General features: G+C 41.2%; 18 protein-coding genes. 11 read left to right on the forward strand and 7 right to left on the reverse strand.

The window, feature by feature from the left end:
* Nucleotides 1–325: 325 nt before the first annotated feature.
* Nucleotides 326–3,346: an AsmA-like C-terminal region-containing protein gene (locus U3A58_RS00725; protein WP_323821453.1), complete on the reverse strand. Its 3,021-nt coding sequence runs from the start codon at nt 3,344–3,346 to the stop codon at nt 326–328.
* A 529-nt stretch (nt 3,347–3,875) separates the two neighbouring features.
* On the opposite strand from U3A58_RS00725, the gene U3A58_RS00730 reads away from it, so the two are divergent.
* Complete coding sequence (locus U3A58_RS00730; protein ID WP_323821454.1) at nt 3,876–4,076, forward strand: hypothetical protein; 201 nt, start codon at nt 3,876–3,878, stop codon at nt 4,074–4,076.
* Here the strand turns inward: U3A58_RS00730 and dgt are convergent.
* A complete protein-coding gene (gene dgt / locus U3A58_RS00735) occupies nt 4,073–5,419 on the reverse strand; it encodes a dGTP triphosphohydrolase (protein ID WP_323821638.1) in 1,347 nt (448 codons plus the stop codon). The two genes, U3A58_RS00730 and dgt, sit on opposite strands and share 4 nt — an antisense overlap.
* Before the next feature lie 112 nt (nt 5,420–5,531).
* Between dgt and U3A58_RS00740 the strand changes: the two genes are divergently transcribed.
* The 6 genes from U3A58_RS00740 (at nt 5,532) to U3A58_RS00765 (ending at nt 9,424) form a co-directional block, all read left to right on the forward strand.
* Nucleotides 5,532–6,356, forward strand: a complete 825-nt coding sequence (locus U3A58_RS00740) for a DUF4382 domain-containing protein (RefSeq protein WP_323821455.1) — start codon at nt 5,532–5,534, stop codon at nt 6,354–6,356.
* A gap of 165 nt (nt 6,357–6,521) precedes the next feature.
* On the forward strand, nt 6,522–7,319 hold the full coding sequence (locus U3A58_RS00745) for a DUF4382 domain-containing protein (protein WP_323821456.1): 798 nt from the start codon (nt 6,522–6,524) through the stop codon (nt 7,317–7,319).
* 20 nt (nt 7,320–7,339) lie between these two features.
* Nucleotides 7,340–8,344 carry a bifunctional diaminohydroxyphosphoribosylaminopyrimidine deaminase/5-amino-6-(5-phosphoribosylamino)uracil reductase RibD gene (gene ribD, locus U3A58_RS00750; RefSeq protein ID WP_323821457.1) on the forward strand — a complete coding sequence of 335 codons (1,005 nt, stop codon included), beginning with the start codon at nt 7,340–7,342 and terminating at the stop codon, nt 8,342–8,344.
* Nucleotides 8,337–8,819: a GAF domain-containing protein gene (locus U3A58_RS00755; RefSeq protein ID WP_323821458.1), complete on the forward strand. Its 483-nt coding sequence runs from the start codon at nt 8,337–8,339 to the stop codon at nt 8,817–8,819. The genes ribD and U3A58_RS00755 overlap by 8 nt, the downstream gene beginning before the upstream one ends.
* A 39-nt stretch (nt 8,820–8,858) precedes the next feature.
* Nucleotides 8,859–9,179 (forward strand): nucleotidyltransferase domain-containing protein, encoded by a 321-nt coding sequence (locus U3A58_RS00760; protein ID WP_323821459.1) that lies wholly within the window; start codon nt 8,859–8,861, stop codon nt 9,177–9,179.
* A complete protein-coding gene (locus U3A58_RS00765) occupies nt 9,176–9,424 on the forward strand; it encodes a HEPN domain-containing protein (protein WP_323821460.1) in 249 nt (82 codons plus the stop codon). The genes U3A58_RS00760 and U3A58_RS00765 overlap by 4 nt, the downstream gene beginning before the upstream one ends.
* 127 nt (nt 9,425–9,551) lie before the next feature.
* Here the strand turns inward: U3A58_RS00765 and U3A58_RS00770 are convergent, their stop codons facing one another.
* Together U3A58_RS00770 and dxs are read right to left on the reverse strand one after the other, a co-directional pair.
* A complete protein-coding gene (locus U3A58_RS00770; RefSeq protein ID WP_323821461.1) occupies nt 9,552–10,322 on the reverse strand; it encodes an alpha/beta fold hydrolase in 771 nt (256 codons plus the stop codon).
* Between the two features lies 1 nt (nt 10,323).
* Nucleotides 10,324–12,243: a 1-deoxy-D-xylulose-5-phosphate synthase gene (dxs, locus tag U3A58_RS00775; protein ID WP_323821462.1), complete on the reverse strand. Its 1,920-nt coding sequence runs from the start codon at nt 12,241–12,243 to the stop codon at nt 10,324–10,326.
* A 177-nt stretch (nt 12,244–12,420) separates the two neighbouring features.
* Between dxs and U3A58_RS00780 the strand changes: the two genes are divergently transcribed.
* The 4 genes from U3A58_RS00780 to U3A58_RS00795 all read left to right on the forward strand — a co-directional run bounded on the left by U3A58_RS00780 (nt 12,421) and on the right by U3A58_RS00795 (nt 17,667).
* Entirely contained in the window at nt 12,421–13,170 is a 750-nt protein-coding gene (locus tag U3A58_RS00780; RefSeq protein WP_323821463.1) for a segregation and condensation protein A, read from the forward strand.
* A gap of 3 nt (nt 13,171–13,173) precedes the next feature.
* On the forward strand, nt 13,174–14,256 hold the full coding sequence (locus U3A58_RS00785; RefSeq protein WP_323821464.1) for a lysylphosphatidylglycerol synthase transmembrane domain-containing protein: 1,083 nt from the start codon (nt 13,174–13,176) through the stop codon (nt 14,254–14,256).
* The gene (locus tag U3A58_RS00790; RefSeq protein WP_323821465.1) at nt 14,240–16,702 is read left to right on the forward strand and encodes a bifunctional UDP-N-acetylmuramoyl-tripeptide:D-alanyl-D-alanine ligase/alanine racemase; all 2,463 of its coding nucleotides are present in this window, start codon (nt 14,240–14,242) and stop codon (nt 16,700–16,702) included. The genes U3A58_RS00785 and U3A58_RS00790 overlap by 17 nt, the downstream gene beginning before the upstream one ends.
* 155 nt (nt 16,703–16,857) lie before the next feature.
* Nucleotides 16,858–17,667, forward strand: a complete 810-nt coding sequence (locus U3A58_RS00795; RefSeq protein ID WP_323821466.1) for an ion transporter — start codon at nt 16,858–16,860, stop codon at nt 17,665–17,667.
* On the opposite strand, the gene U3A58_RS00800 is transcribed toward U3A58_RS00795, so the two are convergent.
* From U3A58_RS00800 to U3A58_RS00810, 3 genes are all read right to left on the reverse strand, one after another.
* A complete protein-coding gene (locus tag U3A58_RS00800) occupies nt 17,664–18,353 on the reverse strand; it encodes a potassium channel family protein (RefSeq protein WP_323821467.1) in 690 nt (229 codons plus the stop codon). The two genes, U3A58_RS00795 and U3A58_RS00800, sit on opposite strands and share 4 nt — an antisense overlap.
* A 200-nt stretch (nt 18,354–18,553) precedes the next feature.
* Entirely contained in the window at nt 18,554–20,368 is a 1,815-nt protein-coding gene (locus U3A58_RS00805; RefSeq protein WP_323821468.1) for a TrkH family potassium uptake protein, read from the reverse strand.
* Between the two features lie 27 nt (nt 20,369–20,395).
* Entirely contained in the window at nt 20,396–21,661 is a 1,266-nt protein-coding gene (locus U3A58_RS00810) for a voltage-gated chloride channel family protein (RefSeq protein WP_323821469.1), read from the reverse strand.
* Nucleotides 21,662–21,795: the final 134 nt, after the last annotated feature.

Consider the following 21,795-nt stretch of genomic DNA (forward strand, 5'->3'; position numbering starts at 1 on the left):
ATGGAGAGTTGCAGAATTCCACCTAACTTAACAGCATTCAGTTACATCATTTCACATTTGAAACTATGGCTAAGCAACCAGAAGGTAAACCTAAGAACGATAAATCTGCGGCTACCAAAACTCTGAAAGAAAAGCGGGCTGATAAAGCCGCGAAAAAGGAAAGTAAGAAAAACAATTAAGCAATTAGCAGGAGCCACAAGCTCCTGTTTTTTTTGATTTATCTCTACCATCTTACTAGCCAAGTGGCCATAAACTTACCCACAGTCCTCAGCTGGCTTTAGTTTACAGTTGCAGTAGGCATTGGAGGCAACTGACCACTATCAAATCAATCCTTCTTTACTATAGTCGTATCAGGTTTTGCAGTAGGAGTACTTTTAGGGAAGAAACCTTTCAACAACTTCTTCGCTTCGTCCACCGCTTCGTCCACCGCTTTGTCCTTAGCTACGTCCACTTGTTTTTCAAGTTCCTTTTTGGCACTATCCTGAGCTACTGCTGATTTCGCTTTGAGCACTTGCTTCATGCTGTCTTGAGCTGCATTGAATTGTTCCGTAGCCTGTGTTTGTAAGCCTTTGGCCTCTCCGCTAACTCTTGCTTTCAATGCATTGGCGAGCAAAGACTCTATGCTATTTCCGCCAGCTAGGGTAATTTTAGGTGAATTGTAGGTTCCAGATAGGTTCAAAGCCACTGGAATTGTGCTGTTTTCATCCATCGAAGTACCAGAAATAGTGGCAAGTAGCGAGTTTGCCTGTGCACCAAACTTCCCTGCCGGAATTTGTAGATTGATCAAATAATTAATGGAGCCATCAAAACCAGCAGTTCCCTGCACCTTGGCTTCGTAATCCCAAAGTTTCACATCAAATGGCTTCACATCCATCACCCCATTTTCGATAGAGATAGGAATGGCAATGTTTTTCATTTGAAGGGTATTGACATCTTTAAGTTTGGTGAGACTGGTGATTCCTTCCAGAATTTTACTGTCTTTCAAGGCTGTTTCGGCCACTTTTAGCAATCCCTGTCCATCCAGACTAGACAGTAATGGCATCATGTCCTGCCCGAGCTTTCCTGAGAAATTAAGATTTGAGTTGAATTTTCCAGTCAAGTTTTGAGCAATTGGAGCAAAAGCCTTTATGGTATTGAAGGACTTGAATGCCTGAGCAATGCTAAGCTCTGCGATATTGAGGTTGAAATTAAATGCAGGAGCGGTGAGATCCCTTGGATCGTAATTACCTGCCAAACTTATAGTGCCCCCCATAGTTTTCATCGTAGCATCTGAGAAGGTCAAAACGCCATCCTTTAGGGATAAATTTCCTTTCACATCTTTGAGGCTCAAGTTGTCATAGAGTACTTCATTAGCCGTCACAGTCATGTTGAAATCAATATTTGCTGGTAGCTCGATGACTGAAAGTTTGGCACTTGTAGTGTCGGTGGAGGCATCTTCACTCATCCATTCATTCACATTAAATCTGCTACTGTTCATAGCTAGTTGTCCTTTTAGCGTGCCGTTTTCTCCCAAGAAATAGTTCATGTAATTGGAAAGTGAACCTGTTGCTTGAAGGGGACTTTCACCAATTTTAGAATCGAGTTCGGTCAGGTTAATGCGTTCTGGAGTGAATTCTGCTTTTGCCTTAGCGATTTGAACTCCCTGAGGAACATCAACTGATGAATAGCTGAAATTGCTGATATCCATAGAGCCACGAGTTTCCAACTGATTGTATTTTTCAGCTTTTACGGCTGCATAAGAACCTTTTGTATTGATATCCGCCTGAATTCGGCCTTCCATAATCATATCTTCCATCGGAAAAATGGCCAAAATCTTCTTTAAATCTACTCCTCCCTTGATCTCTCCATCCCAGATCAGCTGGTCGAAATCACGGATTTTCATCTTTCCATTGATTGCTTCACCTTCTAGCTCAAAACCGAATCGACTCAGATCAACCAGGAAATCCGTCATACTCCCACTAGGATTTTGGACAGATGCGTTTACGTTCAGTTTCTCGATCGGTGCAGGATAATCCGCACTTTTCACATACCCGTTTGCCAAGAGCAGCTTGGCGTTGATCGCAGGTATAATGCCTGCCGCTGAGTCATACTTTCCTTTTGCGGTAGCATCCACATCCAGATTTCCCTTCAAAGCAATGCCTTCAATCGGGAAAATGGAAGTCAGCTCTTCGAGGTTAAGTTTGCCTTTCAGCGCAGCATCAATGGTGTAGCTCACCAAATCGGATAAATACAATTTCCCGGAAATCGGATTACTTCCAAAGTCCAGATTGAATGCAGGAATAGAAATAGAAGTATTATCGATGTTGTCGGTTTCGTTTTTGACTTGGAGGTCGAGATTCACATTTTTCACCGGCCTTGGCAAGTCTGGATATTGAAACATGCCGTCGGCAACTTTCAGCGAAATATCGAAAGACGGAAATTTCTCCTCATTATAAATTCCATTGATTTTTCCGTTGAAATCCATCGTTCCAGAAGTTGTCAAACTGGAGAAACTATCTGAATAAATGCCTGGAACTAGGGATAAAATACTTTTGAACTCATTGTCGATGCCTTCAATGGCTACATCCACTTCAATATCATCACCAGGCATCGCGAGAAAGCCATTCAATCCAAAAAGGAAATCATTCAACTGAAGTTTGCTTTCATCCAGTGTGAATTTCATATTCTCCAAATCAATATTCAGTAGGGTTTCCCCTTTGAAGGTTTTATTGGAAAGGTAGCTGATGTCCTCATAAGTAATGTCTGCTATTAGTGCTTCCATTTCGAGTGGCAAATCATAGACATTTGCAGTGAACTCACCGGATCCTTTGGCGTTTATTGCTCCCAAAGCCATAAAATAATTGAGCTGTCTGTCGTCGTAAACTAGATTCACATTGCTCACTTCCACCCTATCGATACCGATTTGAAAATTGCTTGCTGTGGGTTCTTCGCTTACTTCTTCCGATGGAAATGTGATGTCATAATTTGCGGTACCATCGTCCAGGACTTTGATGTAAACATTCCCTCCGTTAAAATGCACGCCAGTTAAGGTTGGGTAATCATCAAAGAGTACAGATTTAAGATTGAAATCAACAGCTAGTTCACGCAGAGAAATCAGGGTATCGGTTTGAAATGGTGCATTTCCCACCACATTGATATCCTTGATACTGGCAGATACATTCGGGAAATTTCTAAAAAGGCTTAAACTCACTTTGTCAAGGTCATAAATGACTTTAGCATTCACAGATTGGGCAATTTCCCGGTCAATCCGGGCAGCAATTTTATCTTTGAATAGAAAAGGAACAGCAGCTGCAGCTGCTATCAAAAACAGAAATACACCTAAAATGATGATGAGTGTCTTTTTCATATATGAGTTTTAATAAGCCAATTGGTGATTTTGGTAAAATGTATAGATTACAGCCTGCGTTAGATACGAATTTATTTGAATTAAGCTTTCAAATAAGAACAAGATTTGAGCCGCGGGGTTATTTTTTTAATATGAAAAAGGGATATTATTTGCTATAACAGCGAAAGCAGCAATGAAATCGAGCATGTCGCAGGCGTCACACACTGGGATGTTTATCTACCATGCGAGATTCTCCCGATCCGCCGCGGCGGACGGGACAGGCTATCTGACCATAAAAAATCAATTATAATCAGATGAAATCGAGCATCACTAATTCAGTATTATGATTTTGGAAATCAAGTTCTTAAACCCGGACTATGCATTAGGATTCGTAACGAGGGTTCAAACTGCAAGAAAATCAGTCACTTTGGAGATCGAGTCGTAGCACCGCTACGGTGAGAGCGAAAAGTGAAGCATAGCGACTGATTTTGAAGCGGTTTGAAGCCGTAGTAGATTTGCTAATGCATAATGCGGGTTAAATACCACCCTATTGGTAACTAAACTCATTGCCGATAATGAAGCTAAGAACGCTGGACTTGTGGTGTATGTGCACGATGCGTGTGCAGCTTTTGAGCTTGCATGGGAGTTTGGTTCTGAGATAGTTTTGGAAGTTTCAGGCCTACCTCATGGACGAAGTGTGAGAATCAAATATTCTCTCGGAAAGGCAGAGAAGAACATGGCTGTGCGTTAAGAGCCCGGGAAAGAAATACCCTTCACTCTGCGGTAGAGATTCAGGGCATATTTGTCTGTCATTCCAGAAATGAAATCGACCAAACATCTAAGCAAGGGATAAGGATTGACTTCAGCTCCCCATCCTTTCAGTGGGAAATCTTCTGGTAGTAGCCTTAGGATACTTTTATCCTGACCCGAGAATTTATCCGGATCATAAAACTGATGGTAAAGCGCTTTGGAAAAAACTTCCAGCAGACCTTCTAAAACTTGAAATCCTGCAGCTTCTTTTTCTAAAACTACCTGTGATCTATAGATTTTTTGAACTGAAACCTCTGTGATTTTCTGAAGTGCTTTGGCAGAAGGTATGATATCAGTTAATGCTTTATCAAAATTTCCCTTGCACATACCTTCCTCATAGTTGGCAAATACCTCTACACATTCGCTGATTAACTCCCCAATTGCCAAGGCACGCAGTGCGCCAAGATTTTGTGCTATAGACCTAGGCTCCTTGAGTTTGTTTGGGTCAAATTTATCTTTCAAAATCGGCGCAAGAAGTGCCACCGTTTCTTCAAAACTTACCAAGCCTAGCGTGCAGCCATCTTCCAGATCGATGATGCTATAGCAAATATCATCTGCAGCTTCCACCAAAAAAGCTAATGGATGGCGATACCAGCATTCTGAACTAGATTTCTCCATTCCCAATACAGTTCCCATTTGCTCAAAATCAACCAATTGATTGATGAAAAAGCCATATTTTTTCTGACTTCTTCGAGCTATATCCCGCTGTGCAATCATGCTTGGCCGGGGATATTTTGAGAATGCAGCCAAGGTCGCATACGTGAGTTTTAGCCCAAATTGCTTTGAAACAAGCATTCTGAAACCTTGAGCATTTCCCTCAAAATTGCACAGATCAGCTAATTGCTCTGTACGGACATGAGATTCCCAGCATTTTCCTGCCGGATGAAATTTGAAAAAATCTGAGATAGCTTCCTCCCCTGCATGACCAAAAGGAGGATTTCCAATATCATGCGTCAAAGAAGCAGCAGCCACAATAGCACCGATTTCAAAAGGTGTAATTTCTGTTTTATTCAAAAGTGGATACTTTTCCAATAGCATTTCTCCAGCTGCCTTGCCTAGAGATCTACCCACGCTGGACACTTCTAAGCTGTGCGTCAGCCTTGTATGAACGAATGCCTGTTCAGGCAGGGGAAAAACTTGAGTTTTATCTTGAAGATTTCGAAAAGGCGAGGAAAATATAATTCGATCATAATCTACTTCAAACTCACTTCGAGCCACTTGTGTAGGTATAAATCCCGGACTGTCACCAAATCTGCCTCGGGATAGAAGGCGTTCCCATTTCATCATCCCCAAAAATAAGAAGCTCTTTAGACTTTACTTGACTTTACAATAATTTGTTATTTTTGACTTGGCATGGTCATTGGCTATCCTAAATTCTAAACCAATATTAATTAACATGAAAAATTTATTTTCTTACCTCCTGACGGCAGGCCTTGCTTTCTTTGCTATGGCATGCTCCTCCGATGATGACAATCCAAGTGGCGGTTCGGCGCGGGTTAATTTTTATCTTGTGGATGCGCCTGCATCCTATGATGAAGTTTGGATTGAGGTGCTGGCTGTACGGGTCAAAGTGGATGAAGATGGGATAGATGATCAGATGAATGACGATGAGGATGAATCGTCCTGGGTAGAAATCACTTATGACGAAAGCCAGCCTATCAATTTATTAGCACTGACAGGAGGAAATAGCGAGCTTCTGGGAACGGAGGATTTTCCTGAAGGGGAAATTGATCAGATCAGATTGATTCTTGGAGAAAATAATTATGTGATCAAAAACGGTGAACGTTTTGATATGAAAACCCCAAGTGCGCAACAAAGCGGATTAAAAATAAAGGTGGATGAGGAAATCCATGGTGGCATGTCGTATAATTTGATCATCGATTTTGATGCAGCGAAGTCTATTGTGGAGGCAGGTAATTCTGGACAAATCATCCTCAAGCCTGTCTTGAGAGCATATTTGGATGAAGTTTCTGCTGGTATCATGGGGCAAGTATTACCTACCGAAGCACTGCCAATCCAAGTAACAGTTCAACATGGAGAGGAAACGATGAACACATTTGCTGATGCAAGCGGCAACTATAAAATCACAGGACTTGATGATGGTATTTATACCTTGACATTTACCCCAAATGAATTATTCGATATTCGTGTAGTAGAGGGGATTGTAGTAGAAGACGGCAAGATTACCACTGTTGATCCAGAAGTATTGACTCAGAAATAGGATAAACAGAGGCTGTCTCAAAACTTAAATCAACAGCCTGAGATATGAGTATTTGAAATTCCGTACAAATTAGAGTCTGTCCCTACTTATGAGACAGACTCTAATTTTTTTGATCAAGGATAGCTTGAATCACTGTATTCCCTAGATTTAGGCTAAATTTACCCTGTGAAAAAACATTGTTTTTATCTAATTCCTATAGTCAGCATGCTACTCTTCTCGGCATGTGAAGGTTCAGATTCTAGCCCAAAGGCACTTTTAAATCTGATTTTGATAGATAGTCCTGCCAAATGGGATTCTGTTTTTGTGGAAATTGAAGGAGTGGATATTGAGGTTTTGGTGCAGGGAAGAGAGACCGAAAGTCAGACCTTTTACTTAGAATATAAATCCGGAGACAAGCGTATAAAAATCAGTGATTTAGTAGCTGGCAATGCGTTACTTTTGGGCAGAAGTGAACTGCCCATAGGACAAATTATCAATGCGACAATTATTTTGGGGAACGATCATTCCATGTTTTTGAAAGAAAAAAAGTTTGATTTGGCGCTGTCAGATCCATCTGAAAACAAGATAAGTTTGGCAACATCGATTGATATTGAGCAAGGAACATCATACGACATCCTGTTGGATTTAGATCTAGAAAAATCTATCGTGCAAGTTTCTGAGTCTCCCCTTACTTACGGGTTGGATCCAAGGTTCACGTTGACCAAAGGTACTGGAACAGGGAAAATAAGTGGTGTTATAAAACCTCTTACCCTTTACCCTGCCCTAATTTTAACTGGCGAAAAGGATACGTTCTCGACTCATACAGATGCCTCTGGGAAGTACAACTTCAGAGTTCCTGCGGGATCTTATGAGATTTACATTGATGCTAAGGACGATCTCTACCTAGACACAGCCTTTTCAGTCGATGTAGTAGAGAGAAATGATACTGTTTTCATTCCGGTTACACTTAAGAAGAAGCCTTGATGATTTCTGCTGGTAGATACATGCAACGTGCCCTTGATCTGGCTGTATTAGGTCGGGGAAAAGTAAGCCCAAACCCCATGGTGGGCTGTGTGATCGTGTATCAAGGTAAGATTATAGGCGAAGGCTATCATCAGGATTATGGCAAGGAGCATGCAGAAGTCAATGCAATAAATTCTGTAGAGAATCATGAATTACTTGTTAAGTCTACTGTTTATGTGACGTTGGAGCCTTGTGCACATTTTGGCAAAACGCCACCCTGTGCTAATCTTTTGGTAGGGAAGAAGGTGAAGAAAGTTGTTATTGCTGCATTTGATTCCAATCCGTTAGTTGGTGGCAAAGGAATTCAGATACTTAAAGAAGGTGGAATCGAAGTGGAAACAGGACTTTTGGAGAAAGAAGCTCGGTTTCAAAACAAGCGTTTTTTCACTCAAATCGAAAAGAGGCGGCCATATGTGATTTTGAAATGGGCACAGACTCAAGATGGTTTTGTGGCTAGGGAAGATTACTCTTCCAAATGGATTACCAATTCTGCTAGTCGGCAGCTAGTGCACAAATGGCGAGCCGAAGAAGATGCGATCATGGTTGGCAAAACTACCGCCAAATACGACGATCCAGCGCTGAATGTTAGAGATTGGGTTGGTAAAAACCCGCTGCGGGTGGTCATTGACAGTAAGCTGGAGCTACCAAATACCCTTAAACTTTTTGATGAAGCGGTTCCCACGATTTGCTACAATACACAGAAAGCTGAAGTGAGAGGAACACTGGAGTTTGTTAAGTTGAATTCAGGGTTTCAGGTAAAGGATATTTTGGAAGATCTCCATCAGCGGAATATTCAAAGTGTACTTATTGAAGGAGGAAGGTATTTATTGAATAAATTTTTGGCATCCGAACTTTGGGACGAAGCGCGCGTGTTTACAAGCAGTAACAAATTTGGCAGTGGGATAGCAGCTCCTATCCCCCCTGCCCCAGTATCTGAGACCATAGAAATCTTGGAAGATACCTTAAGAATTTATTATCATGTCTGAAAGTCTTTACATTCCTGAGTCGGCAACGAAAGTCGAAAAATACGAAGCGATTTTACCACAGATCGAAGCTCTGATCACTGGCGAACCCGACCTTTACGCAAACCTTGCAAATATCTCTGCTGCGCTAAAGGAAGCATTTGATTTTTTTTGGGTAGGATTTTATTTAACTAAAGAAAATCAGTTAGTCTTAGGGCCATTTCAAGGGCCTATTGCCTGCACAAGGATTTCCATGGGTAAGGGTGTTTGTGGAACTGCCTGGCAAGAAGGAAAGACTATTCTTGTTCCAGATGTGGATGCGTTTCCTGGCCATATTGCCTGCAGCTCAGCTTCCAAATCTGAGATAGTAGTCCCAGTGTTCAAAGGAGGGGTAGTTGCTATGGTATTAGATATTGATTCCGATCAGCTTGATTATTTTGACGCGGTGGATCAGGAGTATTTGGAGAAATTGATGAGGGTCTTTGAACAGAAGATATAGTAAGAGAAAGGCATCCAGAATTTTATAGTATTTTTGTATATGTCTGATAAAGAGGAAATAGTAAAAGGAATTTTGGAAATGGCTTCTTCGAGATATCCTAATTCAGAGTTATATCTCTTTGGTTCGCAAACTAATGACTCTGCTATCGAATCATCTGACTGGGATATTTTAATGTTATTGGACTCCGATTATGTCCCTTTGTCAAAGGAAATAGCAATCATGGATGATTTCTATGAATTAGAACTTCAAACGGGAGCAATTATATCACCGATTATATATTCGAAAAGTGACTGGAATAAAACCAGGAGATCCACTCTCCTTTTTGAGAAAATTTCCAAAGATGCTGTTCGTATTAAATGAGAAATTCTAAAAATGATCTTGTAAAATACCGATTGGCCCGTGCTCACGAAACCTTTGAAGATGCTGTAATTTTGGCTGAAAACAACAAATGGAATTCAGCAATCAATAGACTTTACTATGCTGCATTCTATGCAGTTTCAGCATTGATTATTATAAAAAATCAAGACTCACACACACATAATGGTGTTAAGTCCAAATTTTCTGTACTATTCATCAAGACAGGTATAATTGATAAGGAATTTTGAAGAATTTATTCGCAGCTTTTTACTTGGAGACAAAAAGGAGACTATGATGATTTATTTGATTTTGATAGAGAGACTGTGTTTCCTTACATAGAAAAAGTAAAAATTCTAATCTCTGAAGTCGAGAAGATCATAGTATAACCTTCCCACAAAATTCCCTCAAAATCTCTATACTTTCCTCTTTTCGCTCAATCATACCCAAATGGCCGACTCCTTCCAGCTCATAATAGTCAGTGACTGCGTGTTTATGGGCTCGGCTGGCATCGATCTTTATAGCTCCGTCCAAAGTGCCTGCTATCATCAGCTTCGGTCCAGAATAATTCCTCAATACCTCAAAACGATCCTTTCTATCCCGCATAGCTCTGGAATAGGCAATTAAACCATTCAATGTGGAATACTTTCCTTGAGCTATAGCCTCAGCAATTTCAATTTGAAAATCATCTCTTTTCTGCTCGGGAATTAGCGGAGGTACAAATGAAGTCACAAAGGTATCTACCCCGTGCTTTTTTAGAAAAATGACCGTTCTGTCCCGCATCGCTTTTTTCACCTCATCATCTGCAAAGGCTGTGGAATGAAAAAGGCCAACGGCTTTGAGTTTATTTCCCAACAATTCCAGCAGTGCCAAAGTCACATATCCTCCCAGTGAATGACCGATGACTATAGGATCTTGAATATCGTTTTCTTCCATCCATTCTTCCAAAAGTACTGCGACTTCCTCTAGTTGAATGGTATCTGATTGAATCGGGGATTTGTCACATCCGGGTAGGTTTGGGCAAATTACCCTGAAGTCCTTAGATAAAGAATCGGCAAAACCTCTCCACATTTCCCCGATTTCACAGAAACCATGAATAAGGACAACAGGTTGCCCTTGGCCTTTTTCGAAAAAATATATTGGAGACATATTACAATATAGTTTTTGAAACCCCTGTAAGGCTTCTCACTGTGGCAGCAATTCCTTCTGGATCAAAGCCGCATTCTCTATGTAATTCATGTTGCTCGCCATGCTCAATGATTTCGTCAGGAATACCCAGACGCTTCACTTGAGCCTGATAGCCGTGATCCATCATCCATTCGATCACAGCCGAGCCAAACCCTCCCATCAAGCAACCATCTTCTACTGTAATTACCTTTTTGAATTTGCCAAAAATCTCATGAAGTAGCTCCTCATCCAGTGGCTTCACAAATCGCATATCGTAATGGGCAGGGTTTAATCCCTCTTTTTCAAGTTTTTCGCAGGCATCTACGGCATAATTGCCAATGTGTCCAATCGTTAAAATTGCGATCTCTTCACCTTCTTTTAGGATTCTTCCTTGTCCGACAGGAATCATCTCAAAAGGCATTTTCCACTCTGGCATCACACCTTTACCTCTAGGGTACCGGATCGAGTATGGGCCATTATGAATGGAGGCAGAATACATCATGTTTCGAAGTTCTTCCTCGTTCATCGGAGCCGAAACGACCAGATTAGGAATGCATCTGAAGAAAGCAATATCATAAGCGCCATGGTGTGTAGGTCCGTCGGCACCAGCAAAGCCAGCTCGATCCAAACAAAACACTACTGGAAGGTTTTGCAGGCATACGTCATGCAACACCTGATCGTATGCACGCTGTATGAAAGTAGAATAAATATTACAGAAAGGAACTAATCCCTGTGTAGCCAACCCAGCCGAAAAAGTAACTGCATGTTGCTCGGCGATTCCTACGTCAAATGCCCGATTAGGCATCGCTTTCATCATAATATTCATAGATGAACCGGAGGGCATCGCTGGAGTCACTCCCATGATTTTATCATTTAGTTCTGCGAGTTCCACTAAGGTATGTCCAAAAACATCCTGATATTTTGGTGCTTGAGGGGTACTTGGTGTTGTTTTGTATATTTCTCCGGTTACTTTATCAAATGCCCCTGGCGCATGCCAAGTTGTTTGATTTCCTTTTTCTGCAGGACCATATCCTTTCCCTTTCATCGTAACGCAATGAAGAATTTTTGGCCCTGGAATATCTTTCAGATCCTTCAGCACTTCTGCCAGATGATTTACATCATGGCCATCTACCGGACCGAAGTATCTGAGGTTTAATGATTCGAAAAGATTACTTTGATTGAGTAAGGCAGATTTAATTCCTCCTTCTACTTTGGATATTACATCCTGAGCGCTGCTTCCAAACTTGCTTAGTTTGCCTAAAATCTTCCAAACTTCATCTTTTGCTTTATTGTAGGTTTTGGAAGTAGTGATGTCTGTTAAGTAATCTTTAAGCGCACCCACATTTGGGTCAATGGCCATGCAATTATCATTCAGGATGATCAATAAGTTGGTGTTACTTACCCCGGCATGATTCATTGCTTCGAAAGCCATTCCACCAGTCATCGACCCATCACCGATCACAGCGACGTGCTGTTTTTTAGTCAGACCTTTGTATTGAGAAGCTACAGCCATTCCCAATGCTGCGGAAATAGATGTGCTGGAGTGTCCTACACCAAATGTATCGTACTCGCTTTCTTTTCTTTTTGGGAATCCAGAAAGCCCACCGTAAAGACGGTTGGTGTGAAAACGCGGCCTTCTTTCTGTAAGGATTTTATGACCATATGCCTGATGTCCTACATCCCAAACTAACTGATCTTCGGGAGTATTGAGGACATAATGTAGGGCAACTGTAAGCTCTACTACCCCAAGATTGGCACTGAAATGACCCCCATAAACGGACACGTTATCAATAATGTACTGGCGAAGTTCATCACAGATTTGAACCAGTTTTTCCTTAGGAAATTTCTTAAGGTCTGCGGGACTGTTTATTTGGGCTAATAATTCTCCAGGTTCAATCAGCATTTTTCAGCGATAATGTGTTCAGATTAGAATAACAATAAATGTGCTTCTTTGTTTTTCCAATCAAGTTAATTTGGTTTAAAGGCGATTGCCTCTTTCTCCAGCCTTTCCAATTAATTTAGCTTAATTGAATATCTTTGACAACAAGGTGGCAAAATTAACCAATAATTTAAATATCCTTTGAGTTTCGAAATCAAATTACCACTCTTCGAAGGTCCTTTTGACCTAATGCTTTTCTTCATCGAGCGTGATGAACTGGATATTTATGACATTCCTATTTCCAAGATTACCAACGACTTCCTGGATTATGTACATCAGATGGAGCAAATGGAAATGGAAGTGGCCAGTGATTTTATCCTTTTTGCAGCTACGCTCATGAGGATCAAATCTCGGATGCTTTTGCCCAGACCAGAGCTGAATGAGGAAGGAGAAGAAATAGATCCTCGTGAGGAATTGATAAGGAATCTACTGGAATACAAAAAGTACAAATCTGTTATTGAAGTCCTTTCCTCCATGGAGGGAAAAGAGATGTCTAAGCAAAAGCGCGGTAATATCGCGTCAGAGCTGAAAACCCTTAGCAAGGTGGATGAGGTGGATGCAGAAATGCAAGACATGGATTTGTACAAATTGCTGAAGGTCTTCCAGCGAACCATGGCCAAAATGGCATCACGTGAGGATGAAACAAAACACACCGTAATCCAGTATCCATATACTATTTCCCAGCAAAAAGACTTTGTCTTGGAGAAAGTCAGCTTTAAGAAAAAAGTACCATTCGCTGAGTTCATCAGCTACAAACCCGACAAGATTTTTGTGATTTATACCTTTCTAGCCATTTTAGAATTACTACAACTTTCATTAGTTACCATCATCATGGGAGATGGTTTCAATAACTTTTGGGTGGAAAAGACTGAGCCAATTGTTGCTGTCTAACGTATGAAATTGGATAACAAAAAGATCTTTCAAACGCTGAATCCGAATAAAATTTGGGTACCGGTAATTATTGGTTTGGCCATTGTGTTCGGCATGTTTTACTTAGACCCATCGGTAAATAAGGACTCTCTAAGCGGGGTTTTTGATGCCTCTATGCCTTGGGTTATTCTGGCAATTGTGGTCATTTTATTTCGAGATGTAGGCTACGTATATAGAATAAGAGAAATTACAGACAGGCATTTGACCTGGAAGCGGTCGATTTATGTCATCATCCTTTGGGAATTTGCTTCTGCTGTGACGCCCTCAGTTGTTGGTGGGACAGCCGTAGCGATTTTTATCCTGAATAAGGAAGGAATCAAACTTGGAAGAGCGGTAGCATACGTAATGGTGACGGCGATTTTGGACAATCTATTTTTTGTGATTGGTGCTCCCATTATCCTCTTTTTAGCCAAAGGGAATATATTTCCAGAGAGCAAAGTACTTGAGATGCAACTAGAAAATAGCTTGGAGGCCATTTTCTGGATTTCGTATTCGCTTTATGCGTCTTACAGTCTAATAATGGCAGCGGCTTTGTTTTATAGGCCAAGAGTCTTTAAATGGGTACTGATTAAGGTTTTTTCCATCAAATGGCTGAGAAAGTGGAAGCACGATGCGCAAGAATATGGCAACCAAATCATTGAAGCATCTAAGGAGCTTTCTGGAAAAAGATGGAATTATTGGGTGCCCATCACCTTAGTCACGATCTTTATTTGGAGCTCAAGATATTTAATGCTTAATGCGCTTATTTCCGCATTTGTGCCTTTGGCAGCATACGAGCATGTCATTGTGTTTGCCCGTCAAGTGATCATGTGGATTGTGATGATGATCTCGCCGACTCCCGGTAGCAGCGGGACAGCGGAGTTTTTCTTTGGCCAATTCTTTACTGAGTTCTTGACCAACTATACGTTCGTTACTAGCATTTTGTGGAGACTTCTATCCTACTATCCATATTTGATTTTAGGAGCCTTTTTCCTTCCTCGATGGGTAAAGCAGGTGTTTTTTAAGAAAAAAAAAATAAATCCGGAGCAGGATGTTTCAGGAAATTAGTCAAAAGCAAATCGCTGAAATCACAAAAGGAAGCCTAGTCAATGGAAATGATGACTTGTGGGTTTCTCAAATAGCCATTGATTCAAGACAAATTCTTCATCCTGACAAAACGCTATTTATAGCATTAAGAGGCGCCAAAGCTGACGGTGTTGATTTTATAGCTCAACTAGTGGCCTTGGGTGTTAAAACATTTTTGGTACATCTCGATTTTGAAGGCTTATCCTATCCCGAAGTTAGTTTTATCCAAGTTTCGGATACACGTAGAGCTTTGCAGCTTTTAGCCAAATATCAGAGAAAGCTTTTTACAAAGCCTGTGGTAAGCATAACCGGTAGTAATGGAAAAACAATAGTTAAAGAATGGCTAGGACAGATTTTAGGACAAAAATATGCCGTGGCGAAAAGTCCTAAGAGCTACAATTCCCAAGTTGGAGTTCCCCTTTCAATCTTCGGAATCGAGCCCTACCATCAAGTAGCAATTCTTGAAGCAGGTATTTCCAAAGCGGGAGAAATGTCGGCATTGCAAGAGATGATCGAGCCAGATCTAGGAATATTCACCAATCTCGGAACTGCACATCAAGAAGGCTTTGGGAGCTTGGAATCTAAGCTAGAAGAGAAACTTTCACTTTTTGAGGATGCTAGCTTTTTGGTTTACTGTACAGATCAAAAAGAGGTTTCTAAGCAAATTGAAGCACGTTTTTCTGTGGAAAAATTAGTGGGATGGTCAGATCGATCAGGAGCAGAATTTACCAGGTCGGTGAAAGTAAAAACACCTGGAGCTCGGCTGATCTTGATGAAATCGGATCTCAGCACCCATACTTTTCAGGTGCCATTCACTGATGTGGCTTCATTAGAAAACATTACACATGTGATCGTAGCCGCAATGACTTTGGGGCAAAGTGCATCGTCAATCGAGGAAGGAATTGCGCAGTTGAAGTCAGTGGATATGCGTCTTACGCTAAAGCCCGGCATCAATGACTCGTTGCTCATCGATGATACTTATAATAATGACTTGGCAGGATTGAAGGTTGCGCTGGACTTTATGCAGCAGCAGCGGGCTAAGAGACGAAAAATCCTGATTTTGTCGGATTTGTTGCAGCAAGGATCCCCAGAGATAATTTATGGAGAAGTTGCTGAGTTGATTAAGAAATACCAGTTTGATCAACTAATTGGTGTAGGCAAGGAGATTTACTGTTTGGCGAAAGTGTTTCCTGAATCTTTCAGAGGCTTTAGTTCTACATCAGAGCTTTTGTCCAGCCTAGATCCCGAATCTTTTCAGAATGATCTGATTCTAGTCACTGGAGCGCGTGTTTTTGGTTTTGAGGAAGTAGTAAATCGACTTCAGCAGCGACTACATGGCACCACACTAGAAATCAATCTCAATGCGCTCACGCACAATTATAATTTTTACAAAATGCTTATTTCACCCAAAACCAAAGTAATGGTGATGGTGAAGGCTTTTGCCTATGGTGGAGGAGCGGTGGAAATAGCCAATCAAATTCAGATGATGGGCGCGGATTATTTGGGCGTTGCTTTTTCGGATGAGGGGGTTGCTTTGCGCAAGCAAGGAATCAGACTCCCAATTTTGGTATTGAATACCATGCAGGAATCCTTTGGACTATGCAGCGAGTTTGACCTAGAGCCTGTAGTTTTCAGTCCGGAGTTTTTTGAGAGCCTCGCTACTTGGTGTTCTATTCATAAGAAACAGATGAAAATACACCTTGATTTGGACACAGGGATGCACAGATTGGGTTTTGAGAGAAAGCAACTGGGTATTCTAAAAGAGTTAATTCAATCAAAACCACACTTGGAAATTGCTTCAATTTATACCCATTTGGTAGGGGCAGATGAGGAGATTCATCGTGAATTTTCTATGGAACAGATGAGGAATTTCGAAGAAATGAAAAATGAAATTCTCGCTATTATTCCCTATAAACCTCTAATTCATGCACTTAATTCTGCCGGTATAGTTGCTTTTCCGGAATTTCAATTTGATATGGTGAGACTTGGTATTGGGCTGTATGGCGTGGAAGTGACTGGCAGGCATGAGTTGGCTCTCCGGGCGATCAGCACACTGAGAACCACTATTTCGCAGATCAAAGAGCTTGATCCGGGCGAGACGATAGGTTATTCACGGAAAGGTGTTTTGGCTTCCGGCGGCAAAATTGCCACACTCGCCATCGGTTATGCTGATGGCTATGATCGCAGATTCAGCAATGGTAAGGGCTATGTGTTGATCAACGGCCAGAAGGCATACGTCATTGGAAATGTCTGCATGGATATGTGCATGGTGGATGTCAGCGGGATGAATGTGAAGGCAGGGGATGAGGCGATTGTCTATGGAGAAAAAATATCGTTGAAAGAATTAGCTGATCAAATAGGAACCATTCCCTATGAATTGCTGACGAATATCAGTACTCGTGTGAAGCGGGTTTATTACTTGGACTAGGGTTGGTTTTGGCTGTTAAATTTTTCTAAATTTCTTTATGAAATCGAGCATGTCGCAGGCGTCACACACTGGGATGATTATCTACCATGCGAGATTCCATCCCGTTTCCTTCGTCACGGGACAGGTTATGGCCTTTGAAAAACAATTATGATCACATGAAAATCACTAAAAATCGATTAGCTCATATTGTATTTGAGTCAGACGATTGGGCTTCCAAGACATTCGATATCGTACTGCTATTCCTGATTTTGGGGAGTATTCTGGTGGCAATCTTGGATTCAGTGGCAAGTCTTCACTTACAGCACGGAAAATTGTTTCTTTTACTGGAATGGTTATTTACTATCCTGTTCACGATAGAATACGCGTTGAGGATATGGCTCTCGCGCAATCCAAAAGGATATATATTCAGCTTCTTTGGGATGGTAGACCTGTTGGCAATTTTGCCCGCTTATCTGAGTATTCTAATTGTGAATTCTCAGCTACTCACTGTTGTCAGAGCATTGAGATTGTTACGGGTGATCCGGATTTTGAAACTTGGGCGGTATATCGCAGAAGCAGAATATCTGACCAAATCCCTAAAAGCGAGTGCTCACAAGATCATGATATTCATTGGCTTTGTCTTGACTATAGTTCTCATCATGGGTACTTTGATGTTTATTATAGAGGGTCCGGAGAACGGATTTGCCAGTATTCCTGTGGGCATGTATTGGGCTATCGTGACTTTGACTACAGTAGGTTTTGGGGATATTACCCCTCAGACCACTATAGGTCAATTCGTGGCTTCAATTATCATGCTTCTTGGTTATGCTATTATAGCCGTGCCCACGGGGATAGTGTCTTCCGAGATGGCTGCACAGAAAAGGAGTTTGGAAAAAAACAAGCAGATTGCTTGTCCCTCATGTAAACATTCAGATCTGGACGAATGGGACGAGTTTTGTAAATTTTGCGGGGAAAAGCTAAACTAATCTCCTAACTGCAAGAATTCATGTATGTTTTTTATTTTTCCGAAAAGCAGTAAAATATCTTCTGGTTCAAAGGTATAATTAGGAGTGACCACCCCAATCACATTTTTGTGTGGTGTATTAATTCCCAGAAGATTCTTTTTTTGCTCTATTTTTATGACAGTGAGGATATTTAAAAAATATTCTTTTCGAATGTCAGCTTCTGCCACCGTCATTTCCACGTAGCGTTTTGGGACTTTCACCTCTACGATGTTGTATTCGTCAGAAATTTCCAGTGAATCCAGCACTCCCTTCATCTGTAATCTTTTAGCCAGTCTGTCGGCCGTTTCTTCTTCGGGATGTATGATTTCATCTATCCCAATAGCTTGGAGCACCGTTTCATGAAGGTCATTAATAGCGCGACCGATGATTCGCTTGGATTTTAGCTGCTTGAAAATAGCCGTACTCATGATCGAAGCGCCTATATCTTCACCGATTGCTATAATAACCACATCGGTGTCTTTAAGAGGTAGATTTTTAACGGCAGCTTGATCTGTTGCATCCATTACGATGGAATGTGTGATGCTATCTTTGATCATTTCTATTTTGCTTTCATTGGAATCCACACCGATCACTTCGTGTCCAAGATTCGTCAGGCGTTTCGCCAGATAGCCTCCAAAATTGCCTATGCCTACGATTATATATTTCATAAATATCTAGCTGATTTAAAATGATCTCATCGAATTAGCACGGCTGATATCTCTCAATCATGCTCATTTCATGTGATTATAATTATTTTTTAAAGGTCATAACCTGTCCCGTGACGAAGGAAACGGGATGGAATCTCGCATTACGGATAATCATCCCACTGTGTGTCGCTTCAATCATGCTCGATTTCATATGTTTTAAATTAAGTTATAAAGACGGTTTCTTCAGGATATTTGTATCGCTGCTCACCGATTTTTCGGACGACAGCAATTAAAATAGTCAGTGTACCGACTCTTCCTATGAGCATTATAGCCATCAAAACTAATTTGCTGCCTGTACTTAATTGTGAAGTAATCCCCAGCGAGAGCCCTACGGTGGAAAAGGCACTGAACACCTCAAAAGCCACGTCCATTAAAGCAAGCTCAGGGTCGAAAATCATGAGCAGAAATACGCCAAACCCCATTACTAGCACAGAAAGTGAAATTACTGCAAAAGCTTTCTTGAGTGTTTCATTAGAGATTTGTCTTCTGAAAACTTCCACTCTGGTCTTTCCCGAAGCAATACTAAATGTATTAAGCATAGCCACAGCGAAAGTACTTGTTTTTAGTCCTCCTCCTGTAGATCCGGGAGATGCTCCTACCCACATCAGAAAAAGGTAGATTAATACCGTCGGAACAGTTAATTCACGCATATCGACCGTGTTGAATCCGGCTGTTCTGGGAGTCACTGCGCCAAAAACGGAGGTGACAAATTTACCATAAGTGCTTAGCCCCTTCAGGGTAGCATCTTGCTCCGATATCGCATATACTACCATTCCTACTCCCAATAGAATTGCTGTAGTATAGACCACTAACCTTGTATTGACGCTGGAAATCCGTGAAGTATGACGATATTTTTCTATACCTAAGACACTTTTCATACTTCCCACCATCACATGCTTGAGATATGAATAGTAGTTTAATACCACAGGAAAGCCGATTCCTCCCAGCACTATGGCGAAGGCTATTACTAAATGCATGTTGTAAGATTCCCGGAAACCCTCTTGATACAGTCCATTGCTCAGTGTAGAAAAACCCGCATTGCAAAAACCAGAAATAGCGTGGAAAAGTGAAAAGAATACATGATCACCACTCCCAGAAAATGCTGCGGGATCAGTGAAATGATAGATCATAAAAGCACATAGACCTTCTACTAGCACGGTAAAAGAAATGATCTTAAATAAGGTCGTATAAATCTCATTTACATTGTTTTCATTGATATAATCCCGGATGAAAAGTCTGTTTTCTATGGAATAACTTCCCTTAAAAAAGAAACCAAAGAAACTCGTGAAAACCATGATTCCAAGTCCGCCAATTTGGAACAAAATCATAATGACCACCTGACCGAAAAAGGTGAAATCCTTGGCAGTATCCAACACGATCAGACCAGTAACGCACACTGCTGAGGTTGAGGTAAAAAGAGCATCTATAAAACCTATATCATGAGTAGTGGCTTCGGGCAAACTCAGAAGTCCTGCCCCTACCAGGATAAGCACGACAAAAGACAGAATAAATACCAGTGAGGGACTGAGTTTGAGTTCATTTATAGTAAGGCTGAACTTGCTGAGTTCTATAAAGAACAGAACAATCACTAAGCCATTGATAAGATGATAACTCGCAGTAAACTCTAAAATAAGTTGGCTTATTTCATATCCTAGCACATTCCAACGAACTAAGGCCGTGACAATCAAAACAAGTGAAAGGAGTAATTCTAGCATCACTCGTGCAGAAAATATTGATTTTTCTACTACTAATACTCTAACAAAATATCCTAATCCGATTAGAATCAGTGAGAGGCTAAAGAGTGAAGAAGTAGCGACCTGATCCTGAGGATCAATGGAATAACCCAGGTGAAAAAGTAATATTCCAAATGCAAGAATAGTGTTGATCTGAACTACTTTTTCTTGAACCCTTATCACCTTTTTCAAAAAAAGGATGTTTCGATCAGGGTTGGAAAAGATTTTCAGCTTGAGTTTCATGCTTGAGCAATAGGCGTTAGAGAAATATCAATCATTCGTGTGAGACTTATCTCGGGAAAAGGTAAAAATCCCTTCAGCAGGGTACAGATGGAATTTCTTATCAAGATTTTGGGAAGAATAAATACTGGATTTTCCGCTGAAAAGATACGCGATCAGACAAGCAATACCCAAAAATATCCCTGATTCGTACCCGAACAGCTCCATACCCATCACAGTACATGCTATTGGTGTATTGGTAGCACCTGAAAAGACGCCTACAAAACCCATTCCTGCCATAAGTGCCAGCGGTAGTGGAATCCAAGAAGCGAGTGCGTTGCCCAGCGTTGCTCCAGTGAAGAATAACGGAGTCACTTCTCCACCTTTGAATCCAGCGCCCAGCGTAAAGCTGGTTAAGCCCGTCTTTGCTAACCAATCGTACCAAGGAAGGGGTGTTTCGAATGCCTCTACAATTCTCGGAACGCCTAGACCAAGGTAGGTCGTACTGTCCGAAATATATACAAATGCCACAATCAACAGTCCGCCTATGACCGGACGAAGTGGGGGATAAGTGATGTACTTATGAAATTGATGAGAAAAAAAATGAGTGCTTTGGGCAAATAATCTCCCTGATAATCCAAAAGCAATGCCTGCAGGAATGATCCAAAGTAAGTTGACCAAAGTATGTGGAGGAACCAGATCGACGAAATAATGGGTATGTCCTACACCGAAAAGTGATGAGCAAACCCAATTTGCTACCAAGGCTGTCCAGAAGGCTGGAAACAGCGATTTCCAGCGAATTTCTCGATGTAGCATCCACTCTAATGCAAATAGTGCTCCTGCCAGTGGCGTTCCGAAAATGGAAGCAAATCCACCTGAAACTCCCGCGATCAAGATGATTCTGCGATTTCCTGGATTAAGTTTAAAATACTTGGTGAGCTGATCCGCAAGGGAACCTCCCATCTGCACAGCAGTACCTTCCCTTCCAGCAGAGCCACCGAATAAATGTGTCAAAATCGTCCCAAAAAGCACCAAAGGAGTCATTCTGAGTGGAATTGGCTTTTCAGTTTTGTAAAGTTCATCGAGTAAGAGATTGTTTCCCTTCACCGAATTTTCACCATAGCGGTAGTAACTCCAGCCGATCACGAAACCTGCAATGGGCAGTAAAGAGATGATCCAAAGGTGCGACTCTCGATAATTCGTAGCCCAATTCAACGAGATAAGGAAAACAGCGGATGCAGTACCCGATAGCAGTCCAACCAAGAGGCCTAAAACGATCCAGAGAAGGATGTAACGAAAAATAGAAGCGCTGTTCAAACTAGGTTTTACAAATAGTTAGGCCAAATTAGGAATAGATATTGAATTTAATGAAGCATACGTAACCTTATATCTGCCAGAGCTCGCCAACTTATTTGGATGTTCTAGGGTTATCTAAATATAAATCACCAGCT

The sequence above is a fragment of the Algoriphagus persicinus genome (assembly GCF_035156415.1).
GTDB classification, from domain to species: Bacteria; Bacteroidota; Bacteroidia; order Cytophagales; family Cyclobacteriaceae; genus Algoriphagus; species Algoriphagus persicinus.

Coding starts and splice junctions, on each gene's coding strand:
- U3A58_RS00725 (WP_323821453.1), bottom strand. CDS start 3,346: ATGAAAAAGACACTCATCATCATTTTAGGTGTATTTCTGTTTTTGATA.
- dgt (WP_323821638.1), bottom strand. CDS start 5,419: ATGAAATGGGAACGCCTTCTATCCCGAGGCAGATTTGGTGACAGTCCG.
- U3A58_RS00740 (WP_323821455.1), top strand. CDS start 5,532: ATGAAAAATTTATTTTCTTACCTCCTGACGGCAGGCCTTGCTTTCTTT.
- ribD (WP_323821457.1), top strand. CDS start 7,340: ATGCAACGTGCCCTTGATCTGGCTGTATTAGGTCGGGGAAAAGTAAGC.
- U3A58_RS00755 (WP_323821458.1), top strand. CDS start 8,337: ATGTCTGAAAGTCTTTACATTCCTGAGTCGGCAACGAAAGTCGAAAAA.
- U3A58_RS00760 (WP_323821459.1), top strand. CDS start 8,859: ATGTCTGATAAAGAGGAAATAGTAAAAGGAATTTTGGAAATGGCTTCT.
- U3A58_RS00765 (WP_323821460.1), top strand. CDS start 9,176: ATGAGAAATTCTAAAAATGATCTTGTAAAATACCGATTGGCCCGTGCT.
- U3A58_RS00770 (WP_323821461.1), bottom strand. CDS start 10,322: ATGTCTCCAATATATTTTTTCGAAAAAGGCCAAGGGCAACCTGTTGTC.
- dxs (WP_323821462.1), bottom strand. CDS start 12,243: ATGCTGATTGAACCTGGAGAATTATTAGCCCAAATAAACAGTCCCGCA.
- U3A58_RS00785 (WP_323821464.1), top strand. CDS start 13,174: ATGAAATTGGATAACAAAAAGATCTTTCAAACGCTGAATCCGAATAAA.
- U3A58_RS00790 (WP_323821465.1), top strand. CDS start 14,240: ATGTTTCAGGAAATTAGTCAAAAGCAAATCGCTGAAATCACAAAAGGA.
- U3A58_RS00795 (WP_323821466.1), top strand. CDS start 16,858: ATGAAAATCACTAAAAATCGATTAGCTCATATTGTATTTGAGTCAGAC.
- U3A58_RS00800 (WP_323821467.1), bottom strand. CDS start 18,353: ATGAAATATATAATCGTAGGCATAGGCAATTTTGGAGGCTATCTGGCG.
- U3A58_RS00805 (WP_323821468.1), bottom strand. CDS start 20,368: ATGAAACTCAAGCTGAAAATCTTTTCCAACCCTGATCGAAACATCCTT.